Here is a 20,951-nt window from a genome sequence, read left to right on the forward strand (position 1 = left end):
AAATTCCTTTGGAATTTCACTCGAATCGACAGTTCTTTGGTTAAAGTAACTTTCTGTACGCAACTATCGTCAGTCTCTATTTTGTAACCTTAAACGAACCCGTTTTAGCATCAAACTGTACCATTTCCGAAGGAAACAGATTATCAAAGTGTTTTTGCTCAATAAGTTCGCACGGGTCTCCGAAGAGATGCTGCTTGCCATCCAGTATCAGGATTCGGTCGCATAACTGAATGGCCAGTTCAATTTCGTGCGTAGTGAACAGGATGGTTTTTTGACGTTCATGCGCTAATTGTTGCAGCATTTTTAAGATTTGTACCTTGTGATATAGATCCAAATGCGTAGTGGGCTCATCCAACAAAATCAAAGAGGTATCCTGTGCCATGGCCCTTGCTACCAATACTCGTTGTAGTTGGCCATCACTAAGTTCATGGCATTTATTATCTCGAAGACCCTTCAACAAAAAAGCATCTAAACTCGCTTCTATCTGTTGTTTGTCGGTTTTTGTCAAGGTGCCCAACCAGTTGGTGTAGGGTTGTCTTCCCAAAGCGATCAATTCCTGTACGGTAAGGTTTTTGGAAGCGGGTGGTTCCGTCAGTACCACGCTAAGTGTCTTGGATAATGCGGTGGAGCCTAATTTTTCCAACGGTTGACCATTCAAGTAGATGCCGCCACCAAGTTTGGGTTGAAACCCGCCCAAAGTACGTAACAAAGTAGATTTCCCGATGCCATTAACGCCCACAACACCGCATAGCATTCCAGCTTCCAAATCAAAATTGATGTTGTTGACCACACTTTTGCTCCCGTAGCCAATGGACAGGTCGGTAATGGACAGTATGTTTTGCTCCGTTTTTGCCATTAGAACATCATTTTACGCTTACGTACTAAAAGCCAGATCACTACTGGCGCCCCGACCAAGGAGGTAATCGCATTTATGGGCAAGACACTGGCGGAATTGGGCAATTGTGCCAAGGTATCGCACAACAACATCAAAATGGCACCATACAGCATTACGGCGGGAATCAACACTTTGTGTTCCATGGTATCAAAGATTTGACGGGTAAGATGCGGCACGGCCAAGCCCACAAAAGCAATGGGTCCGGCAAAGGCCGTAATACCACCCGCCAATAGTCCCGTGGCAATGATGATGATCAACCGGGATTTGTTGAGCGATACGCCCAGACTTTGTGCATAATGCTCGCCCAGGAGCAAAGCATTCAACGATTTTATGGAGGAGATGCTCAACATAACACCTAAAAGTACAATGCCTCCCAATAGCAACAACTGATTCATGGACAAATTTCCCACACTCCCAAACGACCAAAATATGAAGCGTTGCAGGTTTTCAGCGCTTGAAAAATAGGCCAATACGCTTACAATGGCCGAGGTAATGCTGCCGAACATCAGCCCTATGATCAATAAGGCCATGGTGTCCTTTACGCGCTGGGCCACAATCATGACCACCAAAAGCACCAAAAAGCTGCCAACACTGGCTGCAATGGCCAAGGAAACATCGCCCAAAAACCCGAAAGCGGTGTAGCCTGCCAGCAGGGAAGTGCCCATCAACAATAAAGCTGCACCCAAACTGGCCCCTGAACTGATGCCCAAGACAAATGGGCCAGCCAACGGATTTCTGAATAGGGTCTGCATCAAAAGTCCACTCAACGATAGACCTGCACCGACCAAGATGGAGGTAAAGGCCTTGGGTACCCGATATTCCCAAACAATGTACTCCCAAGAAACAATTTCCGGTGTTTTTCCCCACAAAAGGGAAACTACATCGAAAAACGGAATGCTCACCGAACCCGAACTAATGTTCAATAGCAGAGCGCATAGGAGTGCCAATGCCAAAAGCACGAAAGAAATCCGATATGTCCGCGCGGCTAGCATTTAGGGCAAGGGTTTGATGAATTGGAGTTGATGCTCCGGCAATAACGCTGGATGCAATATTTTGATGAGGTCTTTGAGCACGATATCCGGGTGTTGCGGAGCGGTTTCATAGAAGATGAGTCCGCCCTTTTCTCCTTTGTCAATGGCGTTGGAATAGACCTTTTTGTTTTTAAAGGCGTCAAACTCCACATGATGGGTGTTGGCTTGGGCCAATTCATCGTAGGTAATCTGTGCCGAGGGATTGAACCAGAACTCCGCATTCTGTGCTTTGGCCAATACGGTTTCCAAACTCAGACCAATGCTTCCTGTTTCAGCAGTGTTGGCCCACAAATAATCGGCGTTCGCATCCTCCAGAAATTGGGCCATCCAACTTTTTCCACCTGCTACGTACCAGACATCTTTGTATAATCCACCTGTTAATACCGTGGGTTTTGAGGTCGCTTTTTGTGCAAGTTCTTTAGCATTACGGTAGGAAGCTTCAATTTCTGAAAAAATGCTATCTCCCAAGGTTTCCTTTTGAAAGAAGGGCGCAAAAAACTTCACCCATTCGGCTTTGCCCAACGGACTTTGCTCCACCCAATCCCCATTATACACCACTGGAATGCCTGCCCGTCGCATGATGTCGTAAGCATTGTTATCCTCATTGATGCTAAAACCAACAATGAGTTCGGGATTTAGTTCGAGCACCATTTCGGTATTCAGCCTGTCGTTCATTCCCAAATCCTTGATGGCTCCCTGGGCAATGCGTTCCCTTGCTGCTGGGGACGAAATATAATCGGTGTTTGGAAAGCCCATAACAGTGTTTAGCTCCCCAAGCTGGATGATGGGTTCCATATGCGTGGTGGAGGTCAGTACTATGTTTTCAACAGGCGTCCCAATAATAGCATCGTAGGCATCACGAGGGAAGGTCATACTGGCAAGTTTTTGCTTCGGGACCAAAGCATAGGTGAAACTTTTTGCCCCAGGCCATGCAGCGGTAACTTCAATAAGGGTGATGTCCCCCTCTTTTGTAACGGTAAAACCTTTGGCGTAGCTTATGGACGATGGTACTGTTTCATTGTGATGGATCTCCGCTTTTTTTTCCTGTTTGCAGCCCATCAACACAAACAAAACAAATCCTAGGATTGGAATTGACCATTGCTTTTTTGCCATGGGTCAAAAGTAAGATTATTTAAGTTTTGCAGAAAAAGATTAAACGGAATGACTAGCTTTGGGCTTGAATTTTGGTTCGCACGGATGTTTCCGTGGGATTAAAAGGGAATCCGGTGCAAAACCGGAGCTGTTCCCGCAACTGTAAGCTGTGCCGAATCGGCACTGATGTTTTTGAGCATCAGTACGTAGTAGGTGATTGTCTCAACTTCAAAACCACTGCCCGACCGGGTGGGAAGGTAGACGACAATACGCAAGCCAGGAGACCTGCCAGATTCAAACAAACAATGTTAAACTTTCGGGATAAAAGTTTACGTATGCATCACATACTATTCTCCCGTTTATTCAATTAAACGAAATGAAAAAAAATCATTTATGGTTGATTACCGCCTTATTGGCGGGTAAGGGAATCTTTGCGCAAAATGTACCGCAAGATTCACTTAAACTGCAGCAACTGGACGAGGTTGTTGTCAGCGATTCAAAATTTGAGCTGAAACGAGAAAACTCTGGAAAAACGGTGATCAAGATTACCACAGAGGAACTGCAACGGAACCAAGGTAGGACCGTTGCCGAAATCATTAACACCAAAAGCGGTATCGAAATTGCGGGAAGCCGCGGTAGGGACGGCGCCGTGCTGGGGACGTTCGCCCGCGGTGGACGGGGTCGGCAAGTGCTGATCGTGATCGATGGGGTTCGGGTATCGGACCCATCCACCTTTTCGGCAGAGTACGACCTTCGCTTGCTTTCTCCGAACACTATTGAGTCTATCGAAATAATTAAAGGGGCGGCCAGCACGCTTTATGGAACCAACGCCGCAACCGCCGTGATCAACATCACAACTAAGAAAAGTTCCGAGAGAGAGGTCGCTGGTGCTTTTGAGACCAGTGTCGGGACCAATCAAACTGTTGATGACCAGAGTTACGACTTGGGAAGCATCCAAAATTCGGCCAACGTAAACGGTACGTTGGGCAAGTTCAATTACGGGGTCGATTTTTCCAATCGATACCGAAGTGGAATGTCGGCAGCAGTCACACCGCAGAACGAAGAGGATATTTTTTCCCACTTCAGCACCAACGTGCGGTTGGGGTATCGGTTTTCGGAACAATTTGAGCTTCAGGTATATGGAAACCAGACCAAGTTCAAAAATGAATATGATGCCAGCATGATGGATGCCCCAAATTTGGGCGAGAACGAACAACAAAGGGTAGGGCTATCCTCGGAATATACCTATGGCAAAGGTTCGGTACATTTGAATGCGGCGTATTCGGATTATGAGTCCGAGGCCAACGACACCTTTGGTGAGAGCACCACGGAGGGCAATAACTGGGTGTTCGACTTGTACCATAAATATGTGTTCGGGAAGCAATTCCATACCATTTTGGGGGTAAACTACATCAAAGACGAGGCTGTCTTCACGGAGGAAGTTGATTTCACCATTGTGGACCCTTATACCAATGTGGTCTATGTTTCTGATTTTGGTCTTAATTTGAATGCAGGGGCGAGACTGAACCATCATTCGGAATACGGGAACCACTTTGTGTACAACGTAAATCCTTCTTTTGTTTTTGATACTGAAAAAGGATATGTGAAACTATTGGGCTCCTATGCCACCTCTTACATCACCCCTAATTTGACCCAGTTGTTCGGTGCCTTTGGCGGAAATCCTGATTTGGAACCCGAAGAAAACACCACGATTGAGGGTGGAGTGGAGTTAAAATTGAATAACACTTTTAGGATCAGTACGCTTTATTTTGATAGGAATGAAACCAACGCGATTGGTTTCGATGCCAATTTTACGAACATCAATGTAGCGGATGAAATCGATGCCAATGGGGTAGAGTTAGAAGCCTCTTGGTTGCCATGGAGCGATTTTCGAATCAATGCCAATTACACCTTTACGGAGCGAAAGGGGGACAATGCCATCCGTATCCCCAAACACAAGGCGAACCTATCGCTTTGGTACCAGTTCTCGGAAAGTACCAACGCATCATTGGATTATGCTTATACCGGCGAACGTTTTGACACCGATTTTAATACCTTTTCGGATATCGCCTTGGAACCATTTTCCCTTCTGAACTTTGCCATTCGGCATGAGTTGATCAAAAATAAATTGAACGTATTCCTGAATGCGGATAATTTATTGAACGAGGATTATAGGGAACTGCTTGGGTTTACCACAAGGGGACGCAACTTTAGATTGGGTTTTAGTCTCAACCTTTAAAAAAAGAAAAAGGCTGTCTAAAAAAAGAGTTTACTTGTCAGTTCGAGCGCAGTCGAGAACTTAAGACACATTGAAAATCAATGGGTTTCGACTTCGCTCAACCTGACAAAGCTCAAATATTGCCGTTTTTAAGACAGCCTTTTTTATTTGTTCAATTCCAAAGGTTTTTCCAAGTACATATGGTCCCTTACAGGTGTATGGATCCTTGAATTGGTAAACGCATCTGCAGGCATTTCCACTGTAAAGTCAATTTTGGTGACACCTGGGGCAATCTCTTCCAGCGCACGCGCCAACAACGGCTCGGATACTTCTCCCAAAGTTCCAAGATTGGTCAAATCTTCACTGATGGCAATATCAGGTACCAGACCACTGGTGTAATCGGAAAAGCCATCTGCATTTTCGTTTCTGCCTACCAAGGGCTGTAATCCCCAACTATTTTGAGGATTGATATTGCCTTCACGGTCACTGTTGTAAACAAAGGAGTTGCCCGGGTCGTCCACCAAAGTAATGGAAAATTCATTTTTCCCACTGGTAGTCTCGCCGATATGGATGACATCAATGTAAGGAGCAAGACCATTCATCACCAATTCGCTGGCCGAGGCTGAACTTTCGGTAGCAATGACAAAAACCCTACTCAAATTGAGCGTGTTTATGGGGCTGCTTCCTGTGGAGTTGGCGAAGTAGTCGGTTAGAAAGTCGTCAGATAATTGCGCCTGTATCTTGTTGTTCCAACGTTGTTTGATGTACACATCGCTGGTATTGGTGCCATAAATCATACTGGCCAAAAGGCGGGAAGTGTTCACAGAGCCTCCTGGATTGTAACGTACGTCCAATACCAATTCCGTAGCACCTTCCGCCTTAAAGGTGGCAAAGGCATCGTTTAAGTCCTCATTAAAACTGCTCAAAAAGCGGTTGTACATCAAATAGGCCACTTTGGTTCCGTTCACATCCAAGGTTTTGGCCACAAGGATAGGGTCTTCCACTTGGTTTTGAACCTTTGTCAAGGTTACCTCTTTTGCACTGTCCGATATTGTGTTGTCGGTTATGGTAGCCATCCCAAGGGTGTAGGTACTGTTGTCTCCGAACAACAGCTCTCTGTAATTACCCGTCGTCAATTGCACTCCATCCACACGGGTAAAGAATTCGCCACGGGATATATTTTTGGTCGATGCATCAGAATCGGGCCAAATATATTGTACAAAACCAAAAACATTATTGGTGTCGCCTATAAGCCCCAATCCAAATTCCACTCCATTACTTTGAGAGATGCCGGAAAGGCTACTCACCAACTCTTCGTAATTTTCATTCTCAAAACTAAATCGGTCTTCTTCAAATAATAATGTCTCCAAAAAGAAACTTTCGGGATCGGTATAAGACTGTAAATACGAATTGTATTCAGCCTCTGTAGAAAATCTATCGTCTGCCAAGTCAGCAACATCGGCTTGCCAAAAATACCATTGGTTCATGGCTCTCCACATAAAATCCTGGGTTACAGTACTTACTGGGACATTTCCATCATCATCGTTACTACAGGATAAAACAAACAGGGATAGCCCCAAAAACAGGAAGAAATACTTTTTCATAGTTCAATTTTTAATGAATTTACTCAAATTTTGTTCCAATTGTATCAGATGTAAAGGTTGATTTGAGTAAAATTACATAGTCGACTTTACAAAATTCCCCTGCAAAATAGGCTTATGGAGGCATATTTCAAATTTTTTGTAACAAATTTCGATATGTGTCGTCGTGATAGTGTAGGTCGATAAGAAAGACACAAAAACAACGAAGACAACCAAATGAAACAAACAGAATTTTTAAATGTGGTTTTACCTTTTCAGGATAAACTGTACAGGCTCGCAAAGAGACTGTTGGTTTCCCGGGAAGAAGCAGAAGATGCCACTCAGGAAATTTTGTTGAAGCTATGGTCAAAGAACGAGTCCATGTCAGAGTACAAAAATGTAGAGGCCTTTGCCATGACGATGACCAAAAACTTTTGTTTGGACCGCTTAAAGTCCAAACAAGCAGGGAACCTAAAACTGGTCCACAGCAATTACAGTGATGACAACACCTCCCTACAGAAACAATTGGAGGCCGAAGACAGTGTAAGTTGGATGGAACGGATCATGGAAGAACTGCCAGAACAACAAAAAATGATATTGCAGCTACGGGATGTAGAGCAATATGAGTTCGACGAGATATGCGAGCTCTTGGACATGAAACCCACCGCAGTGCGCGTAGCACTGTCGAGGGCAAGGAAAACAGTACGGGAAGAATTAATAAAAAAACACAACTATGGAATTGGGTAACATAGAGAAAATATTGGAGAAGTACTTCGAGGCCACTGCCACAGTGGACGAAGAAAGAACACTTAGGGCGTATTTTGCACAAGATGAGGTTGCACCCCACTTGGAACAGTACAAATCCATGTTCAACTACTTTTCCATGGCCAAGGAAGAAAAGTACACCAAGCAGGTACCATTAAAACCTAGAGTAAACTATTACAAGTGGCTATCCGTAGCAGCGGCCGTAGTTCTCGCCTTTGGCATTTATTTTGGCAATCAGTACCAAGAAACAAAACGCTTGGAACAGCAAAAGGCGGAGTACGCCTATCAGGAAACCAAAAAAGCTTTTGAGCTCCTCGCAGAAAACTTTAGCCGGGGAACAGAAAAAGTGGCTTACCTGAACGAGTTTGAAGAAGCAAAACAAAAAATTTACAGTAACAATTAAAAAACGTAACAAAATGAAAAAGTATATTTTAATCGCAGTAATGACCGTGTTGCCTTTGGCAGGATTTTCACAATCCCTGTTTGACAAGTTCGAGGATTTGGACGAGGTAACCTCGGTAGTGGTGAACAAAAGCATGTTCAACCTATTGGCTAAAATTGACGTGGAAGTAGACGACCCCGAAGCCCAGGACTTTATGGATATTGCCAGCAGTCTTAAAAGTTTGAAGGTATTTACCACGGAAAACAAGAAAATCGGTGACGACATGAAGGCTTCCGTGGATAGCTACCTGTCCAGTTCAAAAATGGAAGAATTGATGCGGGTAAAGGACAAAGAGGCCAACGTGAAGTTCTACATCAAGGAAGGTAAGGATGCGGACCATGTGAGCGAACTGCTGATGTTCGTAACCGGAATGAAGAACGTAGAGGCCGATGGCCGAAAGTTCGAGACCGTAATTCTATCCCTAACGGGGGATATTGACCTGAACAAGATCAGTTCTTTGACCAAAAAGATGAACTTGCCCGAAGAATTGAACGAAGCAGGCAAAAAGAACTAAATAAATCTATCGGTTGACAGTAATCGGGTGCGACTTGTAACAAAACACAAGAAACAACAACTCATTACTGTCAACCAATTTTTCAGATATTCTATCAATCAAAAAATGAAACAGATGAAACATATTGTAAAAACGCTAGTGTTGGCCGGAGCAGTGCTTCTGGCTTCCTGTGCTTCGCAGCCCAGTCTGCAAGAATATTATGTGGACAACTCAGAGAATCCAAACTTTTTGTCCATTGATGTACCCGCAAGTATCCTAAAATTGAACGAGGATGATTTGAACCCGACCCAAAAAGAGGCCATCGAATCCCTGCGTAAGTTCAATCTACTGGCCTTCAAAAAGAATGCGGACAACGCGGCAGAATATGAAATCGAGAAGAAAAAAGTACGCGAAATCCTTAAAGGAGATGACTTTGTGGAGCTGATGAAAATCAATTCCAAATATGGCAAGGGTGTCATTAAATATTTGGGTGACGAAGATGCCATTGACGAAGTGATCATTTACGGCGACAGCGAAGATAAGGGCTTTGCCCTGGTGCGTGTACTGGGCAAGGATATGAACCCCGCCCACATTATCCAATTAATGCAGGCCATTCAAAAATCTGACTACAAAGGTGAAGGGCTTGGCGAAATCGGGGACTTTTTAAAAGGCTAAGACCAATCATCATAATCAATGTAATCAGGGCGACTTTTGTCGCCCTTTTTTTATGTTCAACGAAACTCCATTCCCTAAACTGTGACTTGGTTTAGTATCTTAGTGTCTCATAACAAGCACACTAACAAAAATTCAACCTCATGGAAAAAGCACAGGAATGGTTCGATTACGGTATTGAACTTAGTAAGGAATTCGGTCCCAAATTGCTCACGGCCCTCATCATCTATATTGTGGGGATGTGGGTGGTCAAGAAAATCATCAAAGGGACCCGCAAGGTAATGTCCAAAAGCAAGTACGATGAATCCCTCCAAAAGTTTTTGTTGAACCTGTTCTCTTGGGCACTCAAAATATTCTTGATCATTATTGTGATTTCCCGTTTGGGGGTCGACGTTACTACCTTTGCTGCAGTTATCGCCGCTGCTGGTTTGGCGGTAGGTCTGGCCTTACAGGGCTCCCTCTCCAATTTTGCAGGAGGGGTGCTCATCATGATTTTTAAACCGTACAAAATCGGCGACTTGATCGAGGCCCAAGGTGTTTTGGGCAAGGTAAAGGGCATTGAAATATTTACCACAAAATTGGTTACTCCCCAAAGTCGATTGGCCATTGTGCCCAATGGTGCCATGGCCAATGGGAACATCATTAATTACACCGCCGAAGGGAAAGTTCGGGTAGATACGGTGATCGGGGTCGGTTATGGGGAGGATATCAAAAAAACCAAGGAGGTGTTACTGCAAGTGCTGACCTCCAACCCCAAAGTGTTGAAAGACCCGGCTCCCTCCGTGAATGTGTTGGAGTTGGCAGATAGCTCCGTGAATTTTGCTGTACGGCCCTTTTGCGAGCCAGATGATTACTGGGACGTGTACTTTGACACCTATGAAAACAGTAAATTAGCCTTGGATGAAGCTGGCATTGAAATCCCATATCCACATAGGGTCAACATCGAGAAAAAGGAGTAGAACGTTTATTTCCTTTGGAAAGGACGATGGTTTTGGGCAAAAACTGTTGAAAAACGACTATCAATTTTTCCCGTAACAATAAAAATACTACATTTAATATCATAAAGTCGTCTAAAAAATGCTCGATGTGTTTTTTGGTGTGGCTTTGTTCTTTCAAGCCTGTTCAGGCAGATAACCCCCTTGAAAATTTCAATCTCATAAATCAATCTCGTTGAATAAGGAGTTTGTATCTCCTTATTTCTTGGGCTAGTTCGTACCTAAAATAATGATTCGTTCTGTGTCTGAGACTTATGCGTAGTAACCATAAATTCTATTACATATGAAGACGAGTAAAATTAGTTTGATGATTTTGGCAGGGTTGTTTTCAATTACCATAGCAAGGTCGCAAGAGTTTAAACTGGGAGGCGGACTTTCATTGGGCACTGAAGCCAGTGTTGATGAAGATTTTTTGGGTGACCCCGCCTTTGGTATCAATCTACGAGGACTCTATAAGATAACAGAAAAATGGGGGATTACCGGAGGGGCCACCTATTTCTTTTCCAAAGTACCGGAACCTCTCGAAAGCACTGTTTATGCATTCAATTTTGATGGAACCTATTCCTTTGTGAACAATCGGATATTGGATTTTTATGGATTGGTAGGTTTCAATGTTGGGTATATCAAGGTAGCGAACACCGAAGATAATCTGGAGGCGGATGACACCTTAACTGGAATGGAATTGGGTATTGGAATTGTGACCCGGATGGGCCTGTTCTTTGAAGCCAAGGCAGATGGTGCTTTGGAACAAGGACAGTTTACGTTGGGTTATTTACTAAAAATCTGAAAAATTGAAAAAAGTACTGATTGCCCTATACATTTTGGCCCTGAGCGGCTGTAGCCAGGACGAAGCGCCCAAAGACCCTGTGGATAGCCTACCGCCCATTACCCAGACAGGGGAGAATACCTTCGCATGCCTTATCAACGGGAAACCATTTTTCTCAAGCAAGGAAAGGCGTGCATCTTATACTGTCGCCAATGGTGCCTATACTTTTGGAGTTTACGGCTCAAGACGTGATGAAATAGGTTTGCGTACCGTGTCGCTACAGGGTATCGATGTAGACCCATTGAAAGAAGGAACATACACCCTCAAATCCGAGATAAGTGGAAATTTTAGTGGGCTTTACGGGATTGATGGAGGCCTTACTCTTGATACAGGCACGACAGATGCAAACCCTGGTCTTTTGACCATTACCCGTTTTGACCTGGTGGAATTTATCGTTTCGGGAACCTTTGAGTTTACTGTTGAAGACGATAGTGGTAACCTTTACGAAATCACCGATGGCCGTTTCGACCTTAAATTTTGATAATTCTTAACTGAAAATTTTAAAAACAGCATACCCCAAATCATTAATCCCTTAACCTATAGAAGATGAAAAAAGTACTGATTGCCCTATACGTTTTGACCCTGAGCGGCTGTAGCAAGGAAGAAGCGCCCAAAGACCCTGTGGATAGCCTACCGCCCATAACCCAGACCGGGGAGAATACCTTTGCATGTCTTATCAATGGAAAACCTTTTTTTTCCAGTTCTGGAAGAAGGGCTTCCTATGTTGCAGCAGATGGTGCTTATACCCTAAGCATAAGCGGGTGGAGAAATGATGACATTGGACTTAGGTCGATACTTTTAGCAGGGCTTGATATTGAAGAGGGGGTTCAACCTGGGACATATCCTCTGAAGTCTGAGAAAAGTGGAAATTATGATGCAACTTATTTAATAGATGGTGGGATAACACTTAAAGTTTCAACTACTGACAATGCTCCAGGTCTTTTGACCATTACCCGTTTTGATTTGGAGGAATTTATCGTTTCCGGAACCTTTGAGTTCTCTGTGAAGGATGATGAGGGGAATACCCTGAACTTTACCGATGGCCGTTTCGACCTCAAATTTTGATAATTCTTAACTGAAAATTTAAAAACAGCATACCCCAAATTATACTAACCCTTAACCTATAGAAAATGAAAAAAGTACTGATTGCCCTATACATTTTGGCCCTGAGCGGCTGTAGCAAGGAAGAAACGCCCAAAGACCCTGTGGACAGCCTACCGCCCATTACCCAGACAGGGGAGAATACCTTCGCATGCCTTATCAATGGAAAACCATTTTTTTCCAGTGCAGGAAGAAGAGCTTCCTACACAGTTGCCGACGGTGCGTATACCTTAAGTCTAAGTGGATCGCGGTATGATGATAAAGGTTTAAGGTCGATACTCCTATCAGGATTGGATATTGTTAATGGAGTTACAGAGGGACTTCATCCATTAAAGGCTCGAACAAGTGGGGGTTATAGCGCGGAATATTTAATTGGTGGAGGTATAACTCTTGATACCAGAACTACTGATAGCGTCCCAGGTGTTCTAAATATTACCCGTTTTGACCTGGTGGAATTTATCGTTTCGGGAACCTTTGAGTTCTCTGTGAAGGATGATGAGGGGAATACCCTAAACTTTACCGATGGCCGTTTCGACCTCAAATTTTGATAATTCTTTACTGAAGTTTTAAAAACAGCATACCCCAAATTATACTAACCCTTAACCTATAGAAAATGAAAAAAGCACTGATTACCTTTACCCTTTTACTTTCTTGCGCAGCCCATGCCCAATTGCATATCGATCAAGAAGTGGCCAACCAGACCAACTATGCCCTTGGGCTGCTGGACAAAAGCAAAATACCTCACCAAATGTTGCTCGATTATGGCTACGACTTTGTGGATGTGGCCAACTACGATGGCGAACTGCGCGACAATAATTACATAGTACCTGCCATATACCGCGATCTGTACAATAGCGTGGTCTCCATGCGAACCAGCTTAACGGTGCCCGATCTGGTAGACCCGGAGACCTTGGAGCAGGGCTGGAAGAGCGCTTCCAAATCCTATGCGGGCAAATTGGGAAAGGGTGCCCTTACCACCCCAGTGGCCCTTACGGGAATGTACTATAAGTACGCCCGTATTCGGGAAGATGCCCTGGACCAAGGACTGATCCAAATAGTGGACCAAAGCCGCTATGAGGATGTATACCAAGGTACGGAATGGCAAAACCCTTATGAGACCGATGAGGTGTTTGCCATGACCTTGCCCTTTACCCGAATAAACAATTCCAAAGTATCCCTCTTGTTGGAGCCGGCCGAATGGCGTACCAACCAAGGGACCGTGGTGGACGGTTTTGCTGTGGATTTTGGCGATGGCAATGGTTTTCAACCGCTCTCCTTGAGTGTTCCGGTGGATTATCAGTTCCAAGAAGACGGGGATTACGTTTGGACCTTCCGCTTAAAGCTCAGCGATGGGAGCTTTAAATACTGTCGCACCCCGATAAAGATTACGGGGAAGGCCACCCAACAGACCTTAACGGCACGTAATCCCCAATGTACCGTACCTTGGATAGAGACTATAACGGCCACCAAGGCCTATCTGGGCGAACACGGGGTCGCGGAATTGCAGATTGCCGCCGCAAACCAATGCAAAACGATCAGTAAGCCCATGATCGTGGTGGAAGGTTTTGATTCAGGATTAATGGGAAATGACTTAGAATTCGGGGATACTCATCTAGAAAGCTTTCTTAGGGATATTAGAGACTCAGGTAGTGATAACCTACGGAATTTAATCAGTGAAGACACCGAAGAAAGTTTTGACATCATCTATGTAAATTGGGCCAATGGTACGGATTGGCTGCAGCGCAACGCCTATGCCTTGGAGGCGGTGATCGAGTGGGTCAACAGTAAAAAACTAGATCCCACCGTGCCCAATGTGGTCTTGGGGCAGAGTATGGGCGGGGTAATTGCCCGCTACGCCCTGCGCGATATGGAGAACAACAACCTGGACCACGATACCAGCCTGTACATTAGCCACGATGCCCCGCACCAAGGGGCCCATGTGCCTCCGGGCTTTTTATATGGGGTGCGGCATGTGCTCAACGAACTCATCACCACACCCATTGGCGATATCACGGTGGCCATTGCCAGTGGAGAACTTCCCATAAACGAGGCCCGGCAATTGATTGATAGGCCAGCGGTAAGGCAATTGCTGATCAACTGGGTAGATGCCAACTATAACATCAACAACGATGCGCACAAAGCTTGGCAAAACGAACTCAAGGCTATGGGCTATCCCCAACAAACCCGTAACATTGCCCTGAGCAATGGCAGCCATTGTGCTTCGCCTTACGGTATAGCGCCCGGGCAAAACCTTTTTAGGTTGCATGGGGCCGGTTCCACGAATCCCGTTGGAGATATTTTGTCATTCATATCGCCGCTGCTCGGAGGGGGTGTTGGTGCTTTGTTTGGGGATGTTCCCGCAACGCTTCTCGGTTTTTTACCTGGTAAGTCAACCTTAAAGATAGACTTTAGGGCGTGGTCCATACCCGGGGTTAATGCCAACACCATTTATAGGGGTTGGATACAATATGAGAAAAAGAATCTTTGGATAATCCCCATTACGAGAACAATTACTGATAGGTCTTTTTCTTGGGAAAGCGAAAAAATGGAATGGTCCAATTATCCGGGGGGAGCTATGCCTTTTATAGAGACAGTGGATCAGTTCGAAGATATTAAGAGTAACATTTTTGTCAATTACAACCTCAATTTGGAATTGGAATACGAGCTTAACTTTATTCCGGTCACCAGTGCACTGGACGTAGGAGGAAACAACTTGGAATTGACGGAGGAAGACCATTACCGACCTTATATTATGGGGGAGGAGCTGCCGCAACAGCTGGCTATTCCCTTTGATAATTTTACTACGACCTACGAGGTTTCGGGGGGAAATGCTGCCCATATATCCTTTAATAGGGCCAATGGGGATTGGTTGGCCAAAGAACTCAAGGAGACGGCAATGGTGCTCAATTGCAATTTTTTGTGCTCCAATGTTAACCAAATAGAGGGCAGTGAAACGCTTTGTGATGAGGAAATCTACTATGTAGAAGTATTGGGCGATACAGAGGTAACATGGAGCTCAAGCAACCCTAATGCTGCAACTCCAACAGACCCGTTTAGTCCCGCCACTTCTTTTACCACTTACGTTAACACCTATCAAGAACAGGTAACCCTTACGGCAACTCTATATTCTCCAAGCTGTGGAGGTGTTCCGGTAGTCCTGGAAAAGGTGGTTCAAGTGGGGAAACCCGGCCTACCTTCTGATTTATCGGGTCCCCAAATAGTGCTGACTGGTGCATTGGTGAACTATACAGGTGGTCCAGCGGAAGGAGCCCAATGGTACGAATGGTGGCTTCCCCACCCATTTGAGAGTGTAGACCAGTTCGACTATTTTGGACAAAATTGGCAAGTTTTAACAAGCAATACCTACTATAACAATGCCAACGTATTTACAGGGTATGCCAAAAATAATGGATATGTACAGCTTATGGGTGTCAATAATTGTGGCAGGGGAGGTGCCCGAATGCTCTACGTAAAACATGCGGAGGACGGTGAACTGGGAGAGGGCGGCATACCGCTGGTGCCCAACCCATCCATGGACCTAAATTCTCCTAATCATGAAAATGAGGACAGCATCATACTATATCCCAATACGGCCACAGATGTGGTTCATATCGCTTTGGCATCGAACGAAAATGAGCGAATTAATTCACCATCAACTATCTTGGGCATTACCATTTACGAGCAGCTACAACAGACTCCAAAAAGAAGTCTAAGTTTTTCATCATCTGGAATCAGTTCCACTCAATTGGATGTGAGTGATTTAAAGGATGGGTACTACTTTGTGGTAATTCAAACAGACATGGGACCTGTTACCAAGATTCTTTTGGTGAAATAAGATTGATTGTCACATCGAGCGCAGTCGAGATGTCTTAATTGGTTCTCGACTGCGCTCGAACTGACACTAACTTAAACCCCGGTATAATTCGCTGGGGTGATCTGTTTCAACTCCGCCTTAATCGCATCCGACACTTCCAAGGTTTCAATGAAATCTGCAATGGATTTCTGGTTGATCTTGGCATTGGTACGTGTCAAACCTTTTAGCGCTTCGTAAGGATTGGGGTAGCCTTCCCTACGCAAGATGGTTTGGATGGCTTCGGCTACAACGGCCCAGTTATCCTCCAAATCCTCTTCAAATTTAGTAGGGTTCAACACCAATTTGTTCAAACCTTTTAGCGTCGATTGGAACCCGACCAAGGTATGGGCAAAAGGAACGCCCACATTACGTAAAACCGTACTGTCCGTTAGGTCTCGCTGTAATCGGGAAATGGGCAGTTTGGCGGACAAGTGTTCAAAAACCGCATTGGCCAAGCCCAAATTTCCTTCAGAGTTCTCAAAATCGATAGGGTTTACCTTGTGCGGCATGGCAGAAGAGCCCACTTCCCCTTTTTTGATTTTCTGCTTGAAGTAATCCATGGAGATATAAGTCCACATATCGCGGTCCAAGTCAATTAAAATGGTATTGATGCGCTTCAAGCAATCGAACAAAGCGGCCATGTGGTCGTAATGCTCAATCTGTGTGGTGGGGAAGGAGTGGTGTAAACCTAATTTCTCCTGCACAAACTGCTTTCCAAAGGCTCTCCAATCGTTTTGGGGATAAGCAACTTTGTGTGCATTGTAATTTCCCGTGGCTCCCCCGAATTTAGCGGCACTAGGAATGTCGTTCAACAGGTTGAACTGCTCCTTGAACCGTTCCACAAACACCTCGATTTCCTTGCCCAATCGGGTAGGGGAGGCCGGCTGCCCATGGGTACGGGCCAACATGGGGATGTTTTCCCATTCTTTCGCCAATTCCTTCAATTTTTCAAAAACTTCCAGATAAGCAGGCACATACACATCGTTCATCGCCTCTTTGATGGATAATGGAATGGCTGTATTGTTGATATCTTGGGATGTCAATCCAAAATGGATGAACTCCTTGTATTTTTGAAGGTTGAGTCCATCAAACTTTTGTTTGATAAAGTATTCCACCGCCTTTACATCGTGATTGGTGGTTTTTTCTATGTCCTTGATGACTTGTGCATCTTCCGTAGAAAAATCTTGATAAATTTTTTGGAGCTGAGGAAAAAGCCCTTTGTCAAAATCCGCCAATTGGGGCAAAGGAATCTCGCAAAGTGCTATAAAGTATTCAATTTCAACAAGAACCCTGTATTTAATCAGGGCTTCCTCCGAAAAATAGTCTTTAAGGGCCTTGGTCTTGTTTCGATACCTACCGTCAATGGGTGAAATGGCATTTAGTTGGGTGAGCGACATGTTCCAGAAAATTTTGAAAGCCCCAAAGATACTTAAAGTCTACAGTTTAGACGCCCAATCGGGCCAACTTATCCAGAGTTTTTTTGGCCCTGTTTCGGTAACCACTGGTCCCGTTAGGATAATTGTCCTCCAAAACCTGCTTCAATTCGGGGTGGACCCAATCAAATTTAAAGCCTAGGTAATACAGGCTGCTCATGGCGAACACCTTGGGCGCAATATTCATGGGTCCGATGAGCCAATCAAAACAGGCGGTCATTATTTTTTCCAACTGATTATTGGTGACTATTTTTAAAAAAGTAGGGTGTTTTTTCTTAAAGTAGGCTTCGCATACCATTTCGCAAACGTGGGCGATGGGCCGAATACAGGATTCTGATTGCAGTTGCGAAAGCCCATTGGTAAAGGTTTCCATAAAGGGCAGCAGATAGTGAAGCTGTTTTCGCATTAAGTGGTCAAACGTCCAGCTTGCATTAAATGTACCTTCTTTATCTTCCTGTAAAACGTATTGAAAAAGTACCTTTGCCAGTTCTGGTTCTTTCTCCAATTGCCCAACCAATATATCGATTTGCGCTTTGGAAATCCTCGTGGCAAAAAGAGAGGTATGGAGCTGTTTCTCGGTCATGAAAATTCAATATATTTACCAAAATCCTTATCCAATGAAAATAGCAAAAAAAATCGCATTGGCACTCTTGGTGGTGCTAGTTGGGATGCAATTTTACCGTCCGGAAAAAAATGTGGCAGCAGGTGACTATGTAGCTGCTTTTGAAACCGAGACCAATCCTTCGCCAGAGGTAAAGGCCATTTTGAATACCGCTTGTTACGATTGTCATAGTGACAACACAGAATATCCTTGGTACAACAACATCGCTCCTGTTTCCTATTGGTTGGCAGACCATATCGAAGATGGGAAGAAACACTTGAACTTTTCTGATTGGCAGAATTACGATGCCAAGAAGAAGGACTATAAATTGGAAGAGCTTATCGAAGAGGTGAAAGAAGGAGAAATGCCCTTAAAAGAGTACACGTGGACCCATGGGGATGCCAAACTTACCCAAGAGCAGATAAGCACTTTGGTGGCTTGGGCCGATGGTGTTAGGGCCAATTATTAAGAAGTTCCTCCACTAAATTGGGAACGCCTTGTGCCGCGGTTTTGGGAATCACTGTTAGTTGTTCAAAATCCGAAGAGCGGATGTTGGGTCGCGGGTCGATGAAATAAATTGGCGTTCGGTTTGGGGCATAATGAATCAAACTTGCGGCGGGATATACCTGCATGGAGGTGCCGACGATAATCAATATTTCAGCTTGTTGGGTGATTTGGGCCGCAATTTCCAGCATGGGGACCATTTCGCCAAACCAAACAATATGTGGCCGCAATTGATGCCCGTTAGGGTCGGTATCGCCCAAAACGAGGTCCTTTTGCCAATCCAAAACATGGCTTTCATCCACGGTGCTACGCACTTTGAACAATTCCCCGTGCAAATGAATCACATGCGAACTGCCTGCCTTTTCATGCAGATTATCCACATTTTGGGTCACAATACTTACGTCAAACGCTTGCTCCAGCTTGGCCAAGGCTCGGTGTCCAGCGTTCGGTAACACCTCCAATAGTTGTCTTCTGCGCTGGTTGTAAAATTCCAGCACCAATTCAGGGTTTCGGGCAAAACCTTGTGGCGAGGCAACTTCCATTACATCATGACCTTCCCAAAGCCCGTTTTCGTCCCTAAAGGTTTTCAACCCACTTTCGGCACTCATCCCTGCTCCCGTGAGCACGACAATTTTTGGTTTGGACATATAGGCTTCAATTAATTTTGAAAAGCAGATGAGAAGTGTTCACAGTAGTTTTTCGATATGCTTTTCCAAATCCTTGGGTATGGTGGTTGGACCGAATCGCTTTTTAGGAACCCCGTTCTTGTTGATCAAAAATTTGGTAAAGTTCCATTTGATCTTGCTGCCAAAAATACCACCGCCCAGTTTGGACTTTAAAAACTTAAATAGGGGATGTGCACTGCTTCCATTGACCTTTATTTTCTCGAACATAGGAAAACTAACCCCATAATTTACTTGGCAAAACTCCTGTATTTCTTCGGAGGTGCCACTTTCTTGGTTGCCAAATTGGTTGCAGGGAAAACCCAAAACCACCAACCCCTTATCCTTGTACTTTTGGTACAATTTTTCCAAGCCTTTATATTGTGGGGTCAATCCGCATGCACTTGCGGTGTTCACAACCAGAATGGTCTTGCCTTTGAATTCCTCCATGGAGATTTTTTCTCCGTTTAAACCATTGGCCTCAAAATCATAAAAAGATGCATTCATATTAATCTTTTGATTTGTTCATCAAATGTTTCATTGCTCCTGTAGACCACAGGGCCCAAAGAATCAATACGGGTTGAAAGAACAACCGGATGAATCTTTTTCGGTCCGTGTCCAATCCAAAGGCATCTATGCCATTTGTGTATTGTGAAATATTTCCCGGAAAGATAAGCACATAAAAAATAGCCAATACAATCCCCACTTTAATTTGATGCTTCCAAAGAAATATCATGGCCAGTCCAAGGCCAATTTCCACAACGCCCGAAGCAACGACCACAAAATCCATGAATTCGGGACTACTGGGCAGCCATCGCGGGACTTGGGCCTGAAATTCTTCCCGTTGAAAGGTAAGGTGTCCGATGCCGGCAAGCACCATCAATCCTCCCAAAATAATCCGCATTGTTTTTTGAAGTACGCTAGTTTTCATCTGTTGCTAAAATTTGGAGCTTGTTTGATAAAAGATAGGGAGTTTTCCGCAAAAAGAAAACCCTTGGTACAGTAAGGCTCAATGAGATGGACAAAGTTACTCAGGTATAGCTCCACCATCAAGCAATAACATATAGAAAAAATGCACTACGAGTCAAAAAAGCCATTTTTTCCTATCTTGGTTTTATGATCGATCATGATTTGCTGACATATTTAGAGACTTATCTTACCGAAGAGCGAAAGCAACGATTCTTAAGTGTGCTCCAAAAACGTACAAAACATATTACGGTAGCCATGGAAGATGTGTACCAATTGCACAATACCAGCGCCATTCTTCGTAGTTGTGATGTGTTCGGGGTACAGGAGCTCCATGTCATCGAACATCGATTTGGGAAGCGATTGGACAAGAATATTGCCGTGGGTGCCGAACAATGGGTGGATGTTCACCGGTACGGGACCACCGCAGATTGCGTTGCCAAACTAAAAAGCGAAGGATATCAAATTATTGCCACAACACCCCACAACGATTCCAGTCTGCTGCCCGATTTTTTTCCTTCTGAAAAATCGGCTTTATTTTTTGGTACCGAAAAGGAAGGTCTTTCCGAAACAGTGATGCAGCAGGCCGATGGTTTCCTCAAAATCCCCATGGTCGGTTTTTCAGAGAGCCTTAATGTTTCAGTCTCCGCAGCTATTATCATTCAGCAATTGGCACAAAAAGTCAGGGATTCGGATGTTGACTGGCGTTTGACGGAAGCGGAAATACTGGAAAAGCGCTTGGACTGGACCAAAAAATCTATCAAGCATGTAAAAGGGATTATCAAAAGATACGTGTCCGAGTAATTTTTTTTGTATTTTTAA

22 protein-coding genes and 1 riboswitch are annotated in these 20,951 nt (G+C 44.4%); of the genes, 13 read left to right on the forward strand and 9 right to left on the reverse strand.

The window, feature by feature from the left end:
- Positions 1–76: 76 nt before the first annotated feature.
- The 3 genes from RBB12_RS06720 to RBB12_RS06730 are packed head-to-tail and all read right to left on the reverse strand — an operon-like array spanning position 77 to position 3,039.
- Positions 77–856 (reverse strand): ABC transporter ATP-binding protein, encoded by a 780-nt coding sequence (locus RBB12_RS06720; protein WP_306013158.1) that lies wholly within the window; start codon positions 854–856, stop codon positions 77–79.
- On the reverse strand, positions 856–1,887 hold the full coding sequence (locus RBB12_RS06725) for a FecCD family ABC transporter permease (RefSeq protein WP_306013157.1): 1,032 nt from the start codon (positions 1,885–1,887) through the stop codon (positions 856–858). Before RBB12_RS06725 ends, RBB12_RS06720 begins: the two co-directional genes overlap by 1 nt.
- Entirely contained in the window at positions 1,888–3,039 is a 1,152-nt protein-coding gene (locus tag RBB12_RS06730) for an ABC transporter substrate-binding protein (RefSeq protein WP_306013156.1), read from the reverse strand.
- Between the two features lie 55 nt (positions 3,040–3,094).
- A riboswitch (cobalamin riboswitch) is annotated at positions 3,095–3,326 on the forward strand.
- Positions 3,327–3,394: 68 nt separating this feature from the next.
- Here RBB12_RS06730 and RBB12_RS06735 point away from each other — a divergent pair.
- Positions 3,395–5,257: a TonB-dependent receptor plug domain-containing protein gene (locus RBB12_RS06735; RefSeq protein WP_306013155.1), complete on the forward strand. Its 1,863-nt coding sequence runs from the start codon at positions 3,395–3,397 to the stop codon at positions 5,255–5,257.
- Positions 5,258–5,400: 143 nt separating this feature from the next.
- Here RBB12_RS06735 and RBB12_RS06740 read toward each other — a convergent pair whose 3' ends face one another.
- A complete protein-coding gene (locus RBB12_RS06740; RefSeq protein WP_306013154.1) occupies positions 5,401–6,840 on the reverse strand; it encodes a S41 family peptidase in 1,440 nt (479 codons plus the stop codon).
- Positions 6,841–7,053: 213 nt separating this feature from the next.
- Here RBB12_RS06740 and RBB12_RS06745 point away from each other — a divergent pair, with 213 nt between their 5' ends.
- The 10 genes from RBB12_RS06745 to RBB12_RS06790 all read left to right on the forward strand — a co-directional run bounded on the left by RBB12_RS06745 (position 7,054) and on the right by RBB12_RS06790 (position 15,945).
- The gene (locus tag RBB12_RS06745; protein ID WP_127141624.1) at positions 7,054–7,563 is read left to right on the forward strand and encodes an RNA polymerase sigma factor; all 510 of its coding nucleotides are present in this window, start codon (positions 7,054–7,056) and stop codon (positions 7,561–7,563) included.
- A complete protein-coding gene (locus RBB12_RS06750; RefSeq protein WP_306013153.1) occupies positions 7,550–7,984 on the forward strand; it encodes a hypothetical protein in 435 nt (144 codons plus the stop codon). The genes RBB12_RS06745 and RBB12_RS06750 overlap by 14 nt, the downstream gene beginning before the upstream one ends.
- 13 nt (positions 7,985–7,997) lie before the next feature.
- Positions 7,998–8,537 carry a DUF4252 domain-containing protein gene (locus tag RBB12_RS06755; protein ID WP_293287906.1) on the forward strand — a complete coding sequence of 180 codons (540 nt, stop codon included), beginning with the start codon at positions 7,998–8,000 and terminating at the stop codon, positions 8,535–8,537.
- A gap of 114 nt (positions 8,538–8,651) precedes the next feature.
- Complete coding sequence (locus tag RBB12_RS06760) at positions 8,652–9,191, forward strand: DUF4252 domain-containing protein (protein ID WP_306013152.1); 540 nt, start codon at positions 8,652–8,654, stop codon at positions 9,189–9,191.
- A gap of 140 nt (positions 9,192–9,331) precedes the next feature.
- Positions 9,332–10,147: a mechanosensitive ion channel family protein gene (locus RBB12_RS06765; RefSeq protein ID WP_306013151.1), complete on the forward strand. Its 816-nt coding sequence runs from the start codon at positions 9,332–9,334 to the stop codon at positions 10,145–10,147.
- A 319-nt stretch (positions 10,148–10,466) separates the two neighbouring features.
- On the forward strand, positions 10,467–10,970 hold the full coding sequence (locus tag RBB12_RS06770; protein WP_306013150.1) for an outer membrane beta-barrel protein: 504 nt from the start codon (positions 10,467–10,469) through the stop codon (positions 10,968–10,970).
- A gap of 4 nt (positions 10,971–10,974) precedes the next feature.
- A complete protein-coding gene (locus tag RBB12_RS06775; RefSeq protein ID WP_306013149.1) occupies positions 10,975–11,490 on the forward strand; it encodes a hypothetical protein in 516 nt (171 codons plus the stop codon).
- Between the two features lie 65 nt (positions 11,491–11,555).
- Complete coding sequence (locus RBB12_RS06780) at positions 11,556–12,074, forward strand: DUF6252 family protein (protein ID WP_306013148.1); 519 nt, start codon at positions 11,556–11,558, stop codon at positions 12,072–12,074.
- A 65-nt stretch (positions 12,075–12,139) separates the two neighbouring features.
- A complete protein-coding gene (locus tag RBB12_RS06785) occupies positions 12,140–12,658 on the forward strand; it encodes a hypothetical protein (RefSeq protein WP_306013147.1) in 519 nt (172 codons plus the stop codon).
- A gap of 65 nt (positions 12,659–12,723) precedes the next feature.
- Complete coding sequence (locus RBB12_RS06790; RefSeq protein WP_306013146.1) at positions 12,724–15,945, forward strand: hypothetical protein; 3,222 nt, start codon at positions 12,724–12,726, stop codon at positions 15,943–15,945.
- A 71-nt stretch (positions 15,946–16,016) separates the two neighbouring features.
- Here the strand turns inward: RBB12_RS06790 and purB are convergent, their stop codons facing one another.
- Together purB and RBB12_RS06800 are read right to left on the reverse strand one after the other, a co-directional pair.
- The gene (purB, locus tag RBB12_RS06795) at positions 16,017–17,360 is read right to left on the reverse strand and encodes an adenylosuccinate lyase (RefSeq protein WP_306013145.1); all 1,344 of its coding nucleotides are present in this window, start codon (positions 17,358–17,360) and stop codon (positions 16,017–16,019) included.
- A gap of 46 nt (positions 17,361–17,406) precedes the next feature.
- Entirely contained in the window at positions 17,407–17,979 is a 573-nt protein-coding gene (locus RBB12_RS06800) for a hypothetical protein (RefSeq protein ID WP_306013144.1), read from the reverse strand.
- Between the two features lie 34 nt (positions 17,980–18,013).
- Between RBB12_RS06800 and RBB12_RS06805 the strand changes: the two genes are divergently transcribed.
- Positions 18,014–18,466: a heme-binding domain-containing protein gene (locus tag RBB12_RS06805; RefSeq protein WP_306013143.1), complete on the forward strand. Its 453-nt coding sequence runs from the start codon at positions 18,014–18,016 to the stop codon at positions 18,464–18,466.
- Here the strand turns inward: RBB12_RS06805 and RBB12_RS06810 are convergent.
- The 3 genes from RBB12_RS06810 to RBB12_RS06820 are packed head-to-tail and all read right to left on the reverse strand — an operon-like array spanning position 18,450 to position 20,094.
- Positions 18,450–19,148: an NAD-dependent deacylase gene (locus RBB12_RS06810; RefSeq protein WP_306013142.1), complete on the reverse strand. Its 699-nt coding sequence runs from the start codon at positions 19,146–19,148 to the stop codon at positions 18,450–18,452. The genes RBB12_RS06805 and RBB12_RS06810 overlap by 17 nt on opposite strands.
- A gap of 39 nt (positions 19,149–19,187) precedes the next feature.
- Positions 19,188–19,670: a glutathione peroxidase gene (locus tag RBB12_RS06815; protein WP_293282267.1), complete on the reverse strand. Its 483-nt coding sequence runs from the start codon at positions 19,668–19,670 to the stop codon at positions 19,188–19,190.
- Between the two features lies 1 nt (position 19,671).
- Entirely contained in the window at positions 19,672–20,094 is a 423-nt protein-coding gene (locus tag RBB12_RS06820; RefSeq protein ID WP_306013141.1) for a hypothetical protein, read from the reverse strand.
- A 185-nt stretch (positions 20,095–20,279) separates the two neighbouring features.
- Here RBB12_RS06820 and RBB12_RS06825 point away from each other — a divergent pair, with 185 nt between their 5' ends.
- The gene (locus tag RBB12_RS06825) at positions 20,280–20,933 is read left to right on the forward strand and encodes a TrmH family RNA methyltransferase (protein ID WP_306013140.1); all 654 of its coding nucleotides are present in this window, start codon (positions 20,280–20,282) and stop codon (positions 20,931–20,933) included.
- Positions 20,934–20,951 lie beyond the last annotated feature (18 nt).

The organism is Allomuricauda sp. MMSF_3307, from assembly GCF_030733585.1.
Lineage (GTDB): Bacteria > Bacteroidota > Bacteroidia > Flavobacteriales > Flavobacteriaceae > Flagellimonas.